The 16,651-nt window shown below is 53.1% G+C and carries 12 protein-coding genes and 1 tRNA gene; 10 read left to right on the forward strand and 3 right to left on the reverse strand.

Annotated elements, in window-relative coordinates:
• Nucleotides 1-51: 51 nt before the first annotated feature.
• From LG327_RS00940 to LG327_RS00980, 9 genes are all read left to right on the forward strand, one after another.
• Nucleotides 52-327 carry an oxidative damage protection protein gene (locus LG327_RS00940; protein ID WP_404364853.1) on the forward strand — a complete coding sequence of 92 codons (276 nt, stop codon included), beginning with the start codon at nt 52-54 and terminating at the stop codon, nt 325-327.
• A gap of 121 nt (nt 328-448) precedes the next feature.
• Nucleotides 449-524 (forward strand) — tRNA-Phe (locus tag LG327_RS00945).
• A gap of 94 nt (nt 525-618) precedes the next feature.
• Complete coding sequence (locus LG327_RS00950; RefSeq protein ID WP_404364855.1) at nt 619-1,980, forward strand: DUF6538 domain-containing protein; 1,362 nt, start codon at nt 619-621, stop codon at nt 1,978-1,980.
• A gap of 285 nt (nt 1,981-2,265) precedes the next feature.
• A complete protein-coding gene (locus tag LG327_RS00955) occupies nt 2,266-3,597 on the forward strand; it encodes a pentapeptide repeat-containing protein (protein WP_404364856.1) in 1,332 nt (443 codons plus the stop codon).
• Nucleotides 3,598-4,160: 563 nt separating this feature from the next.
• Nucleotides 4,161-6,599: an EcoAI/FtnUII family type I restriction enzme subunit R gene (gene hsdR, locus LG327_RS00960; RefSeq protein WP_404364858.1), complete on the forward strand. Its 2,439-nt coding sequence runs from the start codon at nt 4,161-4,163 to the stop codon at nt 6,597-6,599.
• 71 nt (nt 6,600-6,670) lie between these two features.
• The gene (locus LG327_RS00965) at nt 6,671-8,155 is read left to right on the forward strand and encodes an N-6 DNA methylase (RefSeq protein WP_404364860.1); all 1,485 of its coding nucleotides are present in this window, start codon (nt 6,671-6,673) and stop codon (nt 8,153-8,155) included.
• A complete protein-coding gene (locus LG327_RS00970) occupies nt 8,152-9,897 on the forward strand; it encodes a restriction endonuclease subunit S (protein WP_404364861.1) in 1,746 nt (581 codons plus the stop codon). The genes LG327_RS00965 and LG327_RS00970 overlap by 4 nt, the downstream gene beginning before the upstream one ends.
• A 21-nt stretch (nt 9,898-9,918) precedes the next feature.
• Nucleotides 9,919-10,935, forward strand: a complete 1,017-nt coding sequence (locus LG327_RS00975) for an Abi family protein (RefSeq protein WP_404364863.1) — start codon at nt 9,919-9,921, stop codon at nt 10,933-10,935.
• A gap of 217 nt (nt 10,936-11,152) precedes the next feature.
• Nucleotides 11,153-12,241 carry an endonuclease NucS domain-containing protein gene (locus LG327_RS00980; protein ID WP_404364865.1) on the forward strand — a complete coding sequence of 363 codons (1,089 nt, stop codon included), beginning with the start codon at nt 11,153-11,155 and terminating at the stop codon, nt 12,239-12,241.
• Between the two features lie 645 nt (nt 12,242-12,886).
• Here the strand turns inward: LG327_RS00980 and LG327_RS00985 are convergent.
• From LG327_RS00985 to LG327_RS00995, 3 genes are all read right to left on the reverse strand, one after another.
• The gene (locus LG327_RS00985; RefSeq protein ID WP_404364867.1) at nt 12,887-13,471 is read right to left on the reverse strand and encodes a class I SAM-dependent methyltransferase; all 585 of its coding nucleotides are present in this window, start codon (nt 13,469-13,471) and stop codon (nt 12,887-12,889) included.
• Nucleotides 13,468-14,490, reverse strand: a complete 1,023-nt coding sequence (locus LG327_RS00990) for a hypothetical protein (RefSeq protein ID WP_404364868.1) — start codon at nt 14,488-14,490, stop codon at nt 13,468-13,470. The genes LG327_RS00985 and LG327_RS00990 overlap by 4 nt, the downstream gene beginning before the upstream one ends.
• Nucleotides 14,491-14,572: 82 nt before the next feature.
• Entirely contained in the window at nt 14,573-15,289 is a 717-nt protein-coding gene (locus LG327_RS00995; protein ID WP_404364870.1) for a hypothetical protein, read from the reverse strand.
• A gap of 54 nt (nt 15,290-15,343) precedes the next feature.
• Here LG327_RS00995 and LG327_RS01000 point away from each other — a divergent pair.
• Nucleotides 15,344-16,506, forward strand: a protein-coding gene (locus tag LG327_RS01000) for an IS3 family transposase (RefSeq protein WP_404362163.1) whose coding sequence is annotated in 2 segments (ribosomal slippage) — nt 15,344-15,599 and nt 15,599-16,506 — 1,164 coding nt in all. Because the reading frame shifts where the segments join, the coding sequence is not laid out codon by codon here.
• Nucleotides 16,507-16,651 lie beyond the last annotated feature (145 nt).

Consider the following 16,651-nt stretch of genomic DNA (forward strand, 5'->3'; position numbering starts at 1 on the left):
CTGTTATCATCCCGGGCAGATCATCACCGGCACGCCGCAACAGGAGCCCACATGAGCCGCACCGTATACTGCCGCAAGTACAAGGAAGAACTGGAAGGACTGGACTTCCCACCCATGCCAGGAAAGAAGGGCCAGGAGCTCTATGAAACCGTCTCCAAAAAGGCCTGGCAGGAGTGGCAGAAGGAGCAGACCATGCTCATTAACGAAAAGCACCTGAACATGATGGACTCCAACTCCCGCAAATACCTGCAGGCCCAGATGGAGCGCTTCCTCAACAACGAGCCCTTCGACAGCGCCGAGGGTTACGTACCGCCAGAGAAGTCCTGAAACCGCCGGCTGGTCACTCCATAACCAGCCTGATCCAGATCAGGATTTTTCACCGCGCGACCTTGACTCACGAAACCGAAACCGGTTTAATAGCGCCCCGTTGCACCGCAGTACTGCAACTGCCCGGATAGCTCAGTTGGTAGAGCAGAGGATTGAAAATCCTCGTGTCGGTGGTTCGATTCCGCCTCCGGGCACCATTATTCCCAAGGCTTTGATTCACCGAAAAATCCTCGAATCAGAGTCAGTTAGCAGAAGTCTCTCGCCTCCTCAGTGGTACAAAGGAGGCGTACAATGTCCCTTCGTATGGCAAACCCAGTCAAAGACAGAAACGGCACTTACATCTGCCGAGTTGGCGTCCCTGCCCAGCTGCGAAAAATTATTGGCAAACGTGAACTCAAGCCTTCTCTGGGAACTAAAGAGCCCAAGATTGCCAAGCTCAGATTTGGTCCCGTCTACGCTGAATTCACCCAGTTGCTGGAAAATGCCCGCAGGCAGGCCAAGGGCGAACCGCTGTTGTCCACTCACGATACCGACGTCCTCGCCGACCGCTGGCTGGAACAGACGCTGGATCGGGCAGAAAGGTCCAACAATTATCGTTTCTGGTATCACTGGGTCGAAGAGACGGACCGAGCTACCGGAGCGCACCATCGATATCCCGACTCCCCTTTCCTGAACGCCATCGCAGAAACGGTCAAAACAAAAGGCGATGAGGCTTTGGTCCTTCTCGTGGAGGAAGCCCTTGGTGACGAACTCAGCCGACTGCTGACAGAACACAGGCTTTTCCTCTCCCGCGAGTCTGCCGACTATCAGCGGCTGGCAAAGCGAATAGCGGCAAGAGTCGGGACGCTCGTTGACCACCTTTCCCGGCGTGAACTGGGGCGTTACTCATCTCCGAGCCACACGCTGGCGAAACAGGTCTTGACCAAGGAAACGAAGCCCAAAGGCATGACCATCACCGAAGCCTGGGCTGAGTATCAGAAGCGGTTGCACCGCGAGCAGGGAGAGCAAGCCGCCCGGGCGCGCATCGATGACTATAATGCAGCCATTACCGGCCTGGCAGAGTTTCTGGGGGACCTGCCATTGAACGAGATTTCACCGGATCAGCTCAGAGAATACCGGGACTTCCTTTACGAGCTACCCAATCGTCCATCAAAAGCTATCAGGCAGCTACCCATTCGTGAGCGGGCAGCCAAAGCGGATGCTAAAGGATTGAAAACGCTGTCCAGGGTTACTGTCAGGAACCGGATGATTCACTGCAGCGCCCTGTTCCGGTCGGCGCTGGACATGCCGGGAAGCGGCCTTGAGTCCAACCCCCTAGAAAGCGTGACCCTCCCGCCACGAACAAGCAGGCAGGATCAGGGCAAGCAACCCGAGTTCCTGCCGGAAGAACTGGACAGAGTATTTGGGGGCTCGTGGTTCCTTTCTCCACCCCGAGGGCTTGGCTCATCAGCCATCTGGCTCCCGCTGGTTCTCTATTACACCGGGGCCCGACTGGAGGAAATAGCCCCACTCGACGCCCGAGACGTTCGGGAAGTCCAGGGACAATGGGTTATCGATATCAGTCCTCGGGGGGGAGAGCAGAACGGTCAAGAATCTGCAGAGCTCCCGGATTGTTCCTCTTCACCCCGACCTGATCAAACTGGGTCTGGTTGAGTATACCCAATCGAATCACCAAGCAGCGCTTAAAATTGTTGCTAAACTCATGCCAGATTCTGCGGACAATAAACCACAGTTATTCGCTCATGGAGCTAGAGTTTCATAAAGGCGCGCGTGGTGGTCCACCGAATCGGTGCCAACAGAAGCAATAGGCAGGCTAGAATTGCAAGAAATCAAACCGGCACATCCATCAAAGAGATGGTATATCCAGGTTAATCAGCCTTTTGGCGTTCGATGGAACACGAGAAAACTTCTGGACTAAATTAAAGGAGCTTGGGGCGTATGGAAGCTCCGGATTTAGAACGCATATTCAAAGCGCACAGAAGGTGGCTTCAAAAGCTGCCTAGTGGTGAGAGAGCTGATTTCTCGAACATGGACCTCTCTGACAGGCAATTTGCCGAAGAAGACCTATCGCATGCCCTATTCATCGGTACCGACCTGAGGCGAACTCAGTTAACGAACTGCAGCTTAGTGGGTGCTTATTTCATCAAGGCTAACCTTGCGCTCGCTGACTTCCGCGACAGTAACCTGAGCCAAGTGGTCGCCAGAAAAAGCCTGCTTAACGGCGCAAACTTCACAAACACGGTCGCTGAAGGAGCTGATTTCTTTAGCGCTAGCCTGCGCGGGACCAATTTTTTTCGAACTGATTTGACGGGAGCCCGCTTGTCCGAAGCAGACTTGCGTGAGGCAAGTTTCTTTGAATCTAACTTGGACGAGTGCATATTTTCGAGCAAATCACAGCTTGCAAATCTAATAAGACCGCTAAGCAGATCCCAGCTCGAACAGTCAATTTTCCTAGATGAATTTAGCAAGAATAGCAGACGAATTGATGACGATTCAGAAGAACGCATCATCGTACGAATCGGTGGAGGCGACATTTCGCCCTACAATACATCACTGGTGCTTGCGACTTTAAACGCCGCCTACAACAACATTTTTTTCCTTTCAAAATACAAAGACAAACCCAACGAGCGGCACGAGTCAGCATACAAATTTGAAACCTTTGACGACGAGGAAAGCCAAGAAGACCAGTTTGAAAGAGAGTTACAGGCCATAAGACACTCCATGACGCCTTTCTTTCAAGGCGTCTCAGCTGCAGACAGCATATTCATTACCAGCGTTCGTACCGGTAGCCAGATTTTTGAAATTGCCTCAGCTTCGGCAGCGAACTTTCCATTGCTGGCCCACCTTGTAGCTTTTATTGGAGCCTCTGCTACCACCTACTCCTGGGTTACTCGAGAGCGTAAAAAGAATCATGAAACCAACAAGCTAATCGCTGAGAATCAAAAGATTGAGGCAGAAACCAAGAAAGTTGAGATGGAGACTGCTCTAATTTCCACGCAGTTACAGGGTCTCGAGCAGGCGAAGCCAGAACTATTAACGTCAAAGAAAGTAATGGATCAGCACTTAGACCTGGCTGTGCATATGGAGCGGCTTGAGAGAAACCCGGAGTTCAGCGAAGCTATTCGCAGTCTTCCCATCGAAAGTAAAATTGTAAAGGCGAATGCTGAAGAACTGATATTGAATGCAATTAAGCCCTTGCTAAGCGTTCAAAAGCGCCTGTCTGCATATAATTACGAAATCACAATCACTCGCAAAGAAGACAATACTTGACGTATAGATGCCCCTATTGCCTAGGCTCCGCCGCTTTTTTATCCATTACACTTACAAGAGCGCACTATACACATTGCCTCCAAAATGCTGAGAGCTGGCCTCTAGGATCAGCTCAGCGAGTCTCTCTGGGTGCCAGATTACAGACTCTCTTGTGATAGCCCTCGATGTGTCGTGATGCAGAAACTGGTCGTTATGTACCCAAAGAATATGCCGGTAAGAATCACTCGAACGACGGCAGGTGAAACCCGCCCAAAACCAAGCAAGCCAGGAAGTGATATTTAGAGGCGGCACACAGAGGGGCCGCCGGTCTTTGCCTACGCGCCCCGTAAATCGACGTTAAAGCGAGGAGTCTCAATTTTGCACATGCAGGAAAACCGTCGCCCCCACGGGGGGAACTTGCGATACCCCGCTATCAAATACCCGCTCACAAATATTTGCGACAAAATTTAAACACCCTTGGTAACAACCCCAGGCTTCTGAGAAGCGCGGTTATGGGCTACTCTGACCTGAAACAATTCCAGTAACTCAGATACTTGCCAATCTGAAGTAACGGCTGCGCGCGCATGGATAAGAAGAAGCTCACTGAGAGGGACATCTGCACCAAGTTCATCACGCCTGCCATAGAACAAGCTGGCTGGGACATCCAAGACCAAGTGCGTGAAGAGTTTTCCTTTACTGCAGGCCGCATCATCGTCCGGGGCCGGATGCATCTACGCGGCAAGAAACGGCGCGCCGACTACATCCTCAGCTACCAGAAGAATCAACCCATTGCGGTTATCGAGGCCAAGGACAACAAGCACAGCCTCGGCGACGGCATGCAACAGGCTCTGGCCTACAGCGATGCGCTGGATATCCCGTTCGTGTTCAGCAGCAACGGTGACGGCTTTCTGTTCCATGACCGGACCGGATTGAGTGAGAAGACAGAAACCACTCTGTCCCTCGACGAGTTCCCCTCCCCCAACACTCTCTGGGAGCGGTACTGCCAGTACAAGAACATCGACCAGACAGCCCGCCAGACCGTCGAGCAACCCTATTACGACGACGGCAGCGGCCGCACACCTCGTTATTATCAGGCCGTCGCCATCAACCGCACTGTGGAAGCCGTGGCCAAAGGCCAGAATCGCGTCCTGCTGGTCATGGCGACGGGCACCGGCAAGACGTTCACCGCCTTCCAGATTATCTGGCGGCTTTGGAAAGCCAAGCAAAAGAAGCGGATCCTGTTTCTTGCCGACCGCAACATTCTGGTGGATCAGACCAAAAACAACGACTTCAAACCCTTCGGCCAAGCCATGACCAAAGTCACGAACCGAACGGTGGACAAGTCCTACGAGATATACCTCTCCCTCTACCAGGCTGTCACAGGCAGCGAGGAAGAGCAGAATATCTACAAACAGTTCTCCGCTGATTTCTTCGACCTGATTGTCATCGACGAATGTCACCGAGGCAGCGCGGCCGTGGACTCAGCCTGGCGGTCGATCCTGGAGTATTTCTCCGCAGCCACCCACGTCGGCCTGACCGCCACCCCGAAGGAGACCAAAGAGGTCTCCAACATCGATTACTTCGGCGAACCGGTATACACCTACTCCCTCAAGCAGGGCATCGAAGACGGTTTCCTCGCGCCCTACAAGGTGGTGCGGGTGGATCTGGACAAGGATCTGCAGGGCTGGCGGCCCAGCAAGGGCCAGACTGACAAGCACGGCGAACTGATTGATGACCGAATCTACAACCAGAAGGATTTTGACCGCAACCTGGTACTGGAAAAGCGCACCCTGGTCGTTGCCCGGAAAGTAACCGAGCTGCTGGAGAACACCGACCCCTTCCAGAAAACCATCATCTTCTGCGAAGACATCGACCATGCCGAGCGCATGCGCCAGGCGCTGGTGAACCTGAACCCAAAACGGGTTGGCGAAAACCGGAAGTACGTCATGCGCATCACTGGTGACGAGCAGGAAGGCAAAGCGGAGCTGGATAACTTCATCAATCCGGAAGAACGCTACCCCGTCATAGCCACCACCAGCAAACTGATGACCACCGGCGTGGACGCCCAGACCTGCAAAGTCATCGTGCTGGACCAGCGCATCCAGTCCATGACTGAATTCAAGCAGATTATCGGCCGTGGCACCCGCATCAACGACGACTTCAACAAGCACTGGTTTACAATCCTCGACTTCAAAAAAGCGACCGAGCTGTTTGCCGACCCCGCGTTCGACGGTGAGCCCGTAAAGGTCTATCGACCCAAAGATGATGATCCTGTGGTACCCGACGATGAGCGAGAGCCCCCTCACCCGGGCACAGCAGAGTTTGAGGCTGGAGAAGAAGCCGAAGGCTACGAAGTGGAACCGGGGGAAACCTGGACGACCGATACCCCTGGCGGCGATACAAGCGGCCCCGGCGAGGGCGGCACCAGAAAGCGCTTTGTTGTGGATAACGTCGAGGTTGCCGTAATCGCGGAGCGTGTTCAGTATATGGGCCCCGACGGCAAGCTCATTACCGAGAGCCTCAAGGATTACACCCGCAAGAAAGTGAAAGAGCAGTACGCCTCGCTTGACGACTTTCTGCGCCGATGGAATGGTGCCGAGCGAAAACAGGTCATCATCGAAGAGCTGGCCGAAAGCGGTATCTTCTGGGAGGACCTCATCAAGGACGTAGGCAAAAAACTGGGAGCAGAGCCCGACCCTTTCGACGTCATCTGCCACATTGTGTACGACCAGCCCGCGCTCAGTCGCAAAGAGAGAGCAGCAGCGGTGCGCAGCAACAATTACTTCAGTAAATATGAAGGCGCGACCCGACAGGTTATGGACGCACTGCTTACCAAATATACTGACTCCGGCATCGAGCCCATTGAGGACGTCCAGGTTCTCAAGCTGGATCCCTTCAGCAAGCTCGGCTCGCCCCTGGAGCTCGTACACGCCTTCGGCGGGAAACCCGGCTACACGGATGCTGTCAGAGAGCTGGAAGACGCCCTTTACGAACAGTCACCCCATCCCCCGAAATCCGCATAAGCCAGTAAATCGAATACTGACTGACCGACCAGCACATCGCCCAACCAAGTGAACAAAGGAACGCAGTACCCATGGCAATCAGCACCACAATAAAATCAATTCAGGACATCATGCGCAAAGATGTAGGCGTAGACGGAGACGCCCAGCGCATCGGCCAGCTGGTCTGGATGCTGTTCCTCAAAATCTTTGACGACCGTGAGCAGGAATGGGAGATGCTCTACGACGATTACCGCTCCCCCATTCCCGAAAACCTGCGCTGGCGCAACTGGGCGGCAGATCCGGAAGGCATGACAGGCGAGGACCTCAAAGGTTTCGTGGACAACCACCTGTTCCCCGGCCTCCAGAACCTCCAGCCGCGCGGTGACGACTATCGGGGTGTGGTCATTCGCAATGTCTTCGAGGACGCCTACAACTACATGAAGTCCGGCCAGCTCATGCGCCAGGTCATCAACAAATTGCAGGATGGCATCGACTTCAACAAATCCGCCGAACGCCACGAGCTAGGCGACATGTACGAGCAGATCCTCAAGGACCTCCAAAACGCTGGCAACGCTGGTGAGTTCTATACCCCAAGAGCGGTGACCGAATTCATGGTCAACCGGCTCGACCCAAAGCTGGACGAGAAGGTAATGGATCCGGCGTGCGGCACTGGTGGCTTCCTGACCTGCACCATCGAGCACAAGCGCAAGCATTACGTGAACACCCCGCAGGATGAGGAAACCCTTCAGCGCACCATTCACGGCGTCGAGAAGAAGCCTCTGCCTCACCTCTTGGCCACCACCAACATGGTGCTCCACGGCATCGAGGTGCCGGACCAGATTAAGCACGATAACACCTTGGCCCACCCGCTCATCAGCTGGGGCCCAAAGGAACGGGTAGATATCATTGTGGCGAACCCGCCCTTTGGGGGCATGGAAGAAGATGGCATCGAAACCAACTTTCCCAGCGCCTTCCGCACCCGGGAAACCGCCGACCTGTTCATGACCCTCTTTATCCACCTGTTGCGGGACGGTGGCCGCGCCGCCGTGGTACTGCCAGACGGCTTCCTGTTCGGCGAAGGCATGAAAACCCGCCTCAAGGAAAAGCTGCTGGACGAGTGCAACCTGCACACCATCGTTCGCCTGCCGAACGGCGTGTTTAGCCCCTACACCGGCATCAAGACCAACCTGCTGTTCTTCACCAAGGGCAAGCCCACGGAAGCCGTATGGTACTACGAGCACCCCTATCCAGGGGGAGTGAAGAGCTACAACAAAACCAAGCCAATGCGATTCGAGGAATTCCAGACCGAAATCGAATGGTGGGGCAAGGAGGCAGAGGGCTTCGCCAGCCGCGAGGAGACCGAGCAGGCATGGAAGGTGTCCATCGACGACATCAAAGCCCGCAACTACAACCTGGACATCAAGAACCCCCACCAGGCCGACCGGATTGACCACGATCCAGACGAACTGCTGGCCAAATACGAACAGCAGCAGGCAGAAATCCAAGAGATTCGGCACCAACTGCGCGACATCCTGGCCGATGCACTCAGCCACAACACCGACGGAGGTGCGGCGTGAGTGCGCGAGAATTAATTACTGAGCATCTGGATTTGTGGACCGGGGCAGTTACGAAGAAGTCCAGCAGTGGGCGGGGGAGTAATGGCAAGGTCGAGCTGACCGGGGTTAAGAAGCTTCGGGAGTTGATTCTGGAGCTGGCGGTTCGCGGCAAGCTCGTAAGCCAAGGTTTACCCGCTGAATCAAGCTCCGCTCTCATCTCTGGCATGGAAGAGGAAAAAGCCAGGCTTGTCGCCTCAAAAAGGATAAAAAAGCCGAAAGCGGTTAACTCAGTGCCGCAAGAAGACTACCCATTCGATATTCCGAGGGGTTGGAGCTGGCATTCGTTGGGCGCACTCGGATATACACAAACAGGCTCAACGCCCGCGAAGTCGAAGAACGAATTATTCGGTGATGACATTCCTTTTTTAAAGCCGGGCGACATCTCAGAAAATGGCGACATCTGCTATGACAATGAAGGACTTAGCGAGGCGGGCAAGGCCGCGCTGGGAAAATGGGCCGAGAGAGACTCCATTTTGATGGTCTGCATTGGCACTATCGGAAAATGTGGGCTGATTGAACAGCAGTGCACGTTCAACCAGCAAATCAACTCTATTACTCCATATATTCCAGAGACATCACAATTTCTTCTCCTCTGTCTCAAATCGCCGTATTTTCAAGACGCAGCTTGGGAAAAATCTTCAAGCACTACGATATCGATACTGAATAAAGGCAAGTGGGAGTCAATTCCGCTTCCGGTTCCGCCATTAGAAGAGCAACACCGCATCGTCCAAAAAGTCGATGAACTCATGGCCCTCTGCGACCGGCTGGAACAGCAAACCAGTGACCAGCTCGAAGCCCACGAAACCCTCGTGGACACCCTGCTCGGCACCCTCACCCAATCCGAAAACACCACCGAACTGGCCGACAACTGGGCCCGTCTCGCCGCCCACTTCGATACCCTGTTCACCTCCGAACAGAGCATCGACAAGCTCAAGCAGACCATCGTGCAACTGGCGGTGATGGGGCGGTTGGTGGAGCAGGATGAGGGGGATGAGTCCGCACTAACACTTTTGAACCAAATATCTGACGAAAAATATCAGCTTATCGCCAAGGGTGTCGTCAAAAAGCCCAAAAAACTCGCACCCATCCAGAACGACGAGAAGCGCTTTAAATTACCGAATGGTTGGGCATGGGCTAGGCTCGACGACGTTTTCATAAACATAGTTGACTGCCCACACTCAACGCCGAAATTCATAGAGCAAGGCAGGCTTTGCCTGGACACCAATTCCTTCAAAGATGGGAAGCTGAATCAGGATAGGTTCAGGTATGTGTCTGACGACACCTTTGAAAAAAGAAATGCCCGGCTGCAACCCCGAGCCAACGATATTGTTTTTGCCCGAGAAGGTAGTGTCGGCGAATCTGTCGTGATTCCTCAGGAATTGGAGTGCTGCCTCGGGCAACGAGTTATGCTTTTTCGGCCATCACGTTTTTCAGAGCCAAATTTTCTTAGGCTTACACTGTCAAATCCTCTTGCGTTAAAGGTCCTGCTATCCCTACACAAAGGAATAGGTGCCAAACACGTTAATGTCGGAGATATGCGCAAATATGTCATCGCCCTTCCGCCAGCAAACGAACAGCACTGGATAATGCAAAAAGTCAGTGAACTCATGGCCCTCTGCGACCAACTCAAGGAGCGCCTGAACCAGGCCAGCGAAACCCGCTGCCAGCTGGCTGAAACGGTCATAGATAAAGCTCTTCACTAACGAGAAAAGGACAACTCTGACGTGTACGAAAAACCCTGGCTCAGCTATCGCCAGCAACTCGACAAGCTTATAACCAGAGGCCTTGCCGTCACGGATGAAGGGAAGGCGCTCGAGTACCTTGAGCGTATCGGTTATTACCGGCTGAGCGGTTACTGGCATCCGTTCCGTGAGCGCTCCGGGCTGTTCTGCCCCATCGGAAAAGGCATCAAGAAAGGGAAAAAGACTAAACCTACCAATGCCGTTCTGGATAGTTTCAAGCCGGGTTCATCCTTCGACGCGGCTGTCCGCCTATATGTTTTTGATAAGAAGCTCAGGCTTTTGGTTCTGGACGCCCTGGAACGCATCGAAGTCGCCTTGCGAGTCGATATAGCGCACACGCTTGGCAAGCATGATGCCTTCGCCTACCTGAACCCGGACCTGCTCTTTGAGGGCTTCGCCAAGGACGCAGACAACACCACTGGTCTACCTCGGCACGTGGATTGGATGAAGAAGCAGGCAACGCAAATCGCTCGCTCCAAAGAGGACTTCATTAAGCACAACAAGAACAAGTATGGTCATCCACTGCCCATCTGGATTGCCTGTGAAGTGTGGGACTTCAACACACTGTCGGAGCTATATGACGGAATGCGCCCCGAGGATCAGGACGGCATCGCTGATAAGTACGGCATCCAGAACGGCCGCACTCTGGCTTCATGGCTGCGAAGCCTGAACTACCTGCGCAACGTTTGCGCGCACCATAGCCGTCTGTGGAATCGCAACGTGGTAGACCAGCCTCAGAAGCCGCCTACCGGAGTAGCACCAGACTTTGACAATGCCTGGATGCGCGGGAATGAGCATGTTCTTGCCCGACCATTCCTGCTGCTGTGTATCTGCCAGAAGCTATTGAGTGCCATCAATCCCGCTTCGAGCTGGTGGCAAAGGCTCTCTGATTTACTCGAGGAGTTTCCGGAAAACGAACCACTAGGAATTGGCTGGGGAGCCTTCGGAGTAGCGGACGAGTGGCGGAATTGGGAGTGTTTCCCGAAAAGCAGGCAATAAAAAACCCCGCAGCAGCTTCACCGCAGAGCGGATCCACCGATTGGGGCCGTGTTGCAGGCAATATTAGGAGCTCAGGACTACTTTCTCAAGCAGAAACGTAGAACGTTTGGTTATAAGAAAAAGAGCGCCAGCGTAAAGAATGGCGACTGATAGGTCAGAGGAGAAACGAGAAAGCCGCCTCAGCGTCCCTCAACCACCGAACTGACGAGATCAAACCATGGCAATCGAACAAGGCATCTGGAAGATAAGCGACCACCCGCAAAAGCTGAAACCGTCCGCTCTGGCGGACGAAGCCCTGCTGGAAGACCAGGTCATGAAGGATATCGCTATCCTGAATTCGGACTGGCTTCTCATCGGCCGGCAGGTGCGCACCAGCTACGACAAGTACGTTGACCTGCTCGCCATGGACGCAAATGGCTCAGTCATTATCGTGGAGCTGAAGCGCAACAAAACACCGAGAGATGTCGTGGCCCAGACCATCGATTACGCATCCTGGGTCGTAGACCTTTCAGACTCTGATATCGCAGAAATCTATCTTGAGTTCGCGGAGAAATACTCGCGCCCCCATGCCAGCCTCGATGAAGCTTTTGAGGCCCGTTTCCGCACGCCACTCGCCGACATTACCATCAACGACAGTCATCAGATGGTCGTGGTCGCCACCGAGCTGGACGCAAGCACCGAGCGGATCATTAACTACCTGAACTACAACGCCCAGATTTCCATCAATGCTCTGTTCTTCGCCGCCTTTGAGGACAACGGCAATCACTACCTGAGCCGAGCCTGGATGATAGATCCGGACGAGAACCAGGAACGGGCCATTACCAAGGGTAAGAAAGAGCCCTGGAACGGCGAGTTCTACACGTCCTTCGGGGATGACCGGCCATGGGAGTTGGCCCGGCGCTTCGGGTTTATAGCGGGCGGTGGTGCTAACTGGTACTCGAAGACCCTGTCCATGCTCTCCGAGGGCGACCGGGTGTGGGTCAATATCCCTAAAACGGGCTACGTCGGGGTTGGCATTGTGACCGGAGAGCGTTGCCGGGCTGACGAGTATCAATTTGACACCGAAGAAGGCCCCAAAACGCTCATGGAAATGGGCCTTACTCAGAAGTACCCGCATCTATCGTCGGGAACAGAGGACGAAACCGCCGAGTATCTGGTGCCTGTCCGATGGCTGCATACCGTGGATAAGGCGCACGCTTTCAGCGAAGTTGGTTTGTTCGGAAACCAGAATACCGTTTGCAAACCGACCACTCCGAAGTGGAGCCATACCGTGAATCGGCTGAAGCAGGTGTGGAAAATACAGTGACAAACTGGTCACTACAGTTCCCACGGAAGGGAAGGCCGCATGGTATCAGTGGACCCGAAAATCGAAAGAAGACATTGATGAGGTACCGGGTAGGAAAAAGCCTACAAGCTGACCCCCCTCCCGAATGGCCCCTTGAGGCTAACTAGAAAACATCTAGCACAGCGGAAAATCTAAGGCCAGGTAGCCAAATAAAAAGCCTTTTCACCGGAGTTTCACCAGATCATCAGCAGGTTAAACCTGAAAGGCAGGAACTGTTTTATAGGGCTGGCGGCTCGACTGCTAAACTTCTTGCGAACATCTTTAGTTTTTTTCACAATTATACGCATCACCCCCTTTTTACATTCGACTATTAAATATGCGATTTCCGATATTAAGGCACTCATAAAAATATCAGCGCCCACACCAAAAACACAAACCATGCCGATGCACACCAGCCTACAAACACTTCCTACGAAGTAGTCAATTAGAACCTAATATACACAAAACGAAATAATCATTCAACTGTATTTTAATAATAACAACTGAAATAATAATTTAGTGTATTTAACCGCTAAGCTCATGATAACTATCACACCCTATGAGCCCAGCATCAAATTCTAAAAACGATTAATAAAGCACCAGTGAATTATTGAATGAAAATAAACCCTAAGCCTTTAACTGAATGAGTGTATTTAGCCATTGCTCCTCCCGCCCTTTCTGGTCGCCGCTTATCCAAGTCGTCAATGACACCTTCCAACCTGTTTGCTCCACAATGTCTGAGAGAAGTTGTGAAGAAAGATTTGTGAATACTCTTTCCTCCTTCGTGACAACGCCATCGCCTACTTTGAATGAGCAGTACATGACGCCGCCTCTCTTCAAAGTTGCCATCAGTTTGCTAAAGACGCCGGGCAACTCGTCAAGAGGCACATGAAGCAGCGAAGCGCACGCCCACACCGCGTCGAACTGTTCCTCCCAAGAAACCTCACTGAACTGAAGTAACTTGACCTCCTGTCCCAGATGACCTTCCGCAAGCTTACACAAGGGCCCCGATGCATCGAACGCCGTCACAGAGTACCCACGAGACTTAAATGCCAGAGCATCCCTTCCCGACCCACACCCAGCATCCAGAATTGAACCACCATCTGGCACCAGCGGCAGAAACGCCTCGTAAAGCGGCGTCATATCGACGCTCACTGTTGAGTCAAAATACGCCTTGGCGTTCTCGGTGTAGTAGGAGATGGAAGTGCTCAAAATGCTGGGTTCCCTTGGACCGAAGGCTCCCACCTATGGAGGAGATTGCTCACAGCCATGCCGTGACAGCCTTGAAGAAATTGCTGACGGTCTTTTGACTTAATCCCAGTTTGCCGCACAAGCGTCTCCCGCAAAGGATGGTGGCTGGTGATAAGATACTCGTTTCTTTTACTCAGTCGCTTCAGAAGATTCAGAGAGGGGACGCGCGCAAACTTTCCGCCTTCGCCTCTGTTGCAACCATTGCAGGCAAGAACCAGATTCCAGATACCGTTGACATTAATGTCCGGCATTAGCGGGCCAAGCATAAACGGAAAAAAGTGATCCACGTCGGCTAAGGATGGATGGCCTGAAGTGACTTCGATGGGCCTGAAACAGTAGAAACATCGTCCTTTTTGATAGCCATTCAGGGCGTCTCTGCAGCTTGTGATACCAACCCGCTTGTGATTGACGTCAGCGAACAGTGTCTCGCCACCCTCATCGACCCGCACTGCAACCAACTGGCGGGACATGTTTAGCTGCCAGGCGGTTTCTACCAGTCTCCAGCGCGCCTCTGTTTCGTTAAGAAGAGAATGAGTGCCTTTGCCCGCAAACAACTCATAGAGGTTGGTGGTAATTCTGATTCCTTTACTTTCCTTTCGCTCATCGATGAAAAATTTCTGCTCAACCTCTCCCTGATTAACAACATGGAAGGCGTCAATGACATTTATAAAACCCAGCTTGCTGGTGGCTCTAACGAGCTCATCCTTGCCGATCCGCTCTGCATTGAAATCTCGACATGCATCAAGAAACCGGCCTGTGGGGCGAGCCCCCTGCTTGTCGACTTCTTTCAGATGAGCGCATAAGTGCCGGCTGAATGGCTCGGCCAATTCGCCCAGGGTTATCAGGTCAGATCCCGGCGTTGCACCAAGTTCGACCAACGCCTTTGCCAACGCAAATTTATATGAGGCGGTATTGCGGCCAAATAGGATGATGGATCGCCAGTAATTATCTAGGGTCGGTTCAGTTTCCAGAAATTCCATGCGTACTTCCGCTATCAGTATCTCGTTTGCACCCTTGTGGAGTGCCGCCCTAGTCGCTACCTGCGCAAAGCCAAACTAACAGTCAGAACAGCCGATTATTGGGTGAAAGTATTGCACGGAATTTTTCGGCACTCATTGTGCGCGGAATCAACTTGTTCTCAGAGCCGTAGGCTTTCATCAGTGTAACCTGACGTTTGGGACACTCGGCGTAGCTCAGATGAACTGGTCTATCAGGACCATAAATATACATACGGTCAAAAGGAAGGTTTTCCGCGATCCAGCAGCTTACCGAAATCATGTCGATGGATTCGACCAAGAAATCAGCAGCCGCTCCTCCCCTGTCGCAAATATGGTTGCCCCGCCGATTACGCTCACGGGCGGCATGCTGGTCAAGCTTGGGAGCTATCCGGCCAGTTATCTTTTGGCTCAACTCCGCAGAACAAAATCCATAGGTCAGTTTAATTTTTCCGAAATTATCGATGATAGGATCTAACAGTTCTGTAGCCAACTCCAAAAGCGCGGTGTAGCTATCGTACTGGTTCGGCAAATTAGAGATGCCCGTATGCTCCTGTGTTTCACCGCACTCAATCAAGTCGCGGTACGTCAGGAATCGACCGCAGAGCTCACTGAGCGCCGGCGGATTTTGGTCATGGTTGGTTAAAATATGCGAATCCAACATTGATGCTCCGGAAAATACCACACGAATTCTAGCCTTCGGATAATCTGACATGGTTTCTTTCAGCTTCCACTCTCCCAAGATGTCAGCCGACAAATCGAATAGCTCATTGTAGTGGTTCAATGATTCCGGACACCAACGTAGGTGGTAATATCGCCACCATAAGCGAGGTGTCTGATGACCAGGAAACGACGATCTTTTACGCCGGAGTTCAAGCAGGAAGCCGCCTGTCTGGTGCTTGACCAGGGCTACACTGTTGCCGAGGCCGGCCGCTCTTTGAATGTCGGCGAGAACGCCCTCAGGCGATGGGTAAAACAGCTTTCAGAGGAACGTGGCGGGCTTACACCCAAGTCCAAAGCGCTGACGCCGGAGCAGCAGCGGATCCAGGAACTGGAAGCGCGTTGCGAGCGCCTGGAACGGGAGAAATCGATACTAAAAAAGGCTACCGCTCTCTTGATGTCGGACGAGATGAATCGTACGCGCTGATAGACCAGTTGAGTGAGCAGGAGCCGGTTGAGATGGTCTGTAAAGCGTTTGAAGTATCGCGGTCCAGCTATTACGAGTATCGCCGCAGGCGGTCCGTAGTGGATGCCGAACGAGTGGTTCTGCGGGCCGATGTGAACCGGATCTTTCGCAAGAGCCGAAGCTCAGCGGGAAGCCGTATGATCACCACCATGCTTAATGATGAAGGCGTTGTGATCGGGCGCTTCAAGGTTCGCCGCCTGATGAGTGAGCTGGGGCTGATCTGCAAACAACCTGGTCCTCACGCTTACAAGCAGGCCACTGTGGAAAGGCCGGACATTCCAAACCGGCTGAATCGTGAGTTCAGCGTCAGCCACCCGGACCAGGCATGGTGCGGTGACATCACCTATGTGTGGGCTGGTCAGCGATGGAGCTATCTGGCGGTCGTTCTCGATCTCTATGCCCGCCGGATTGTCGGCTGGGCGCTATCAGACCGGCCTGATGCTGAGTTGGTAGTGAAAGCCCTGGATCATGCGTATGAGCAACGAGGGAAGCCCACTGGAGTTCTGTTCCACTCCGACCAGGGCAGTCAGTATGCCAGTCGATTATTCCGTCAGAGACTCTGGCGCTACCGCATGGAGCAAAGCATGAGTCGCCGGGGAAATTGCTGGGACAATGCCCCGATGGAACGGGTCTTCCGAAGCTTGAAGAGCGAATGGATCCCTTCACTTGGATATCGGTCGATTCCCGATGCCAGGAAGGATATTGGCGACTACCTGATGGACTACTACAACCGGCAGCGCCCTCATACGTTCAATGACGGCATGCCGCCGGTGGTTGCGGAAGAAAAACTTAAAATACTGTTCGGGGTTAGTTGACCACTACACATGCCATCCTAACTGAGGAAGTTTAACCCCTCTATCGGCAGGCGCCCCCCTACCAAACACCTGCTCAGCGAATTCTATGGCGAAATTCCAACGGCTGTTGCTCAGAGACATTGAGGCGGTACAATTATGAGACCAA

The organism is Marinobacter sp. (assembly GCF_044799475.1).
Taxonomy (GTDB): domain Bacteria; phylum Pseudomonadota; class Gammaproteobacteria; order Pseudomonadales; family Oleiphilaceae; genus Marinobacter.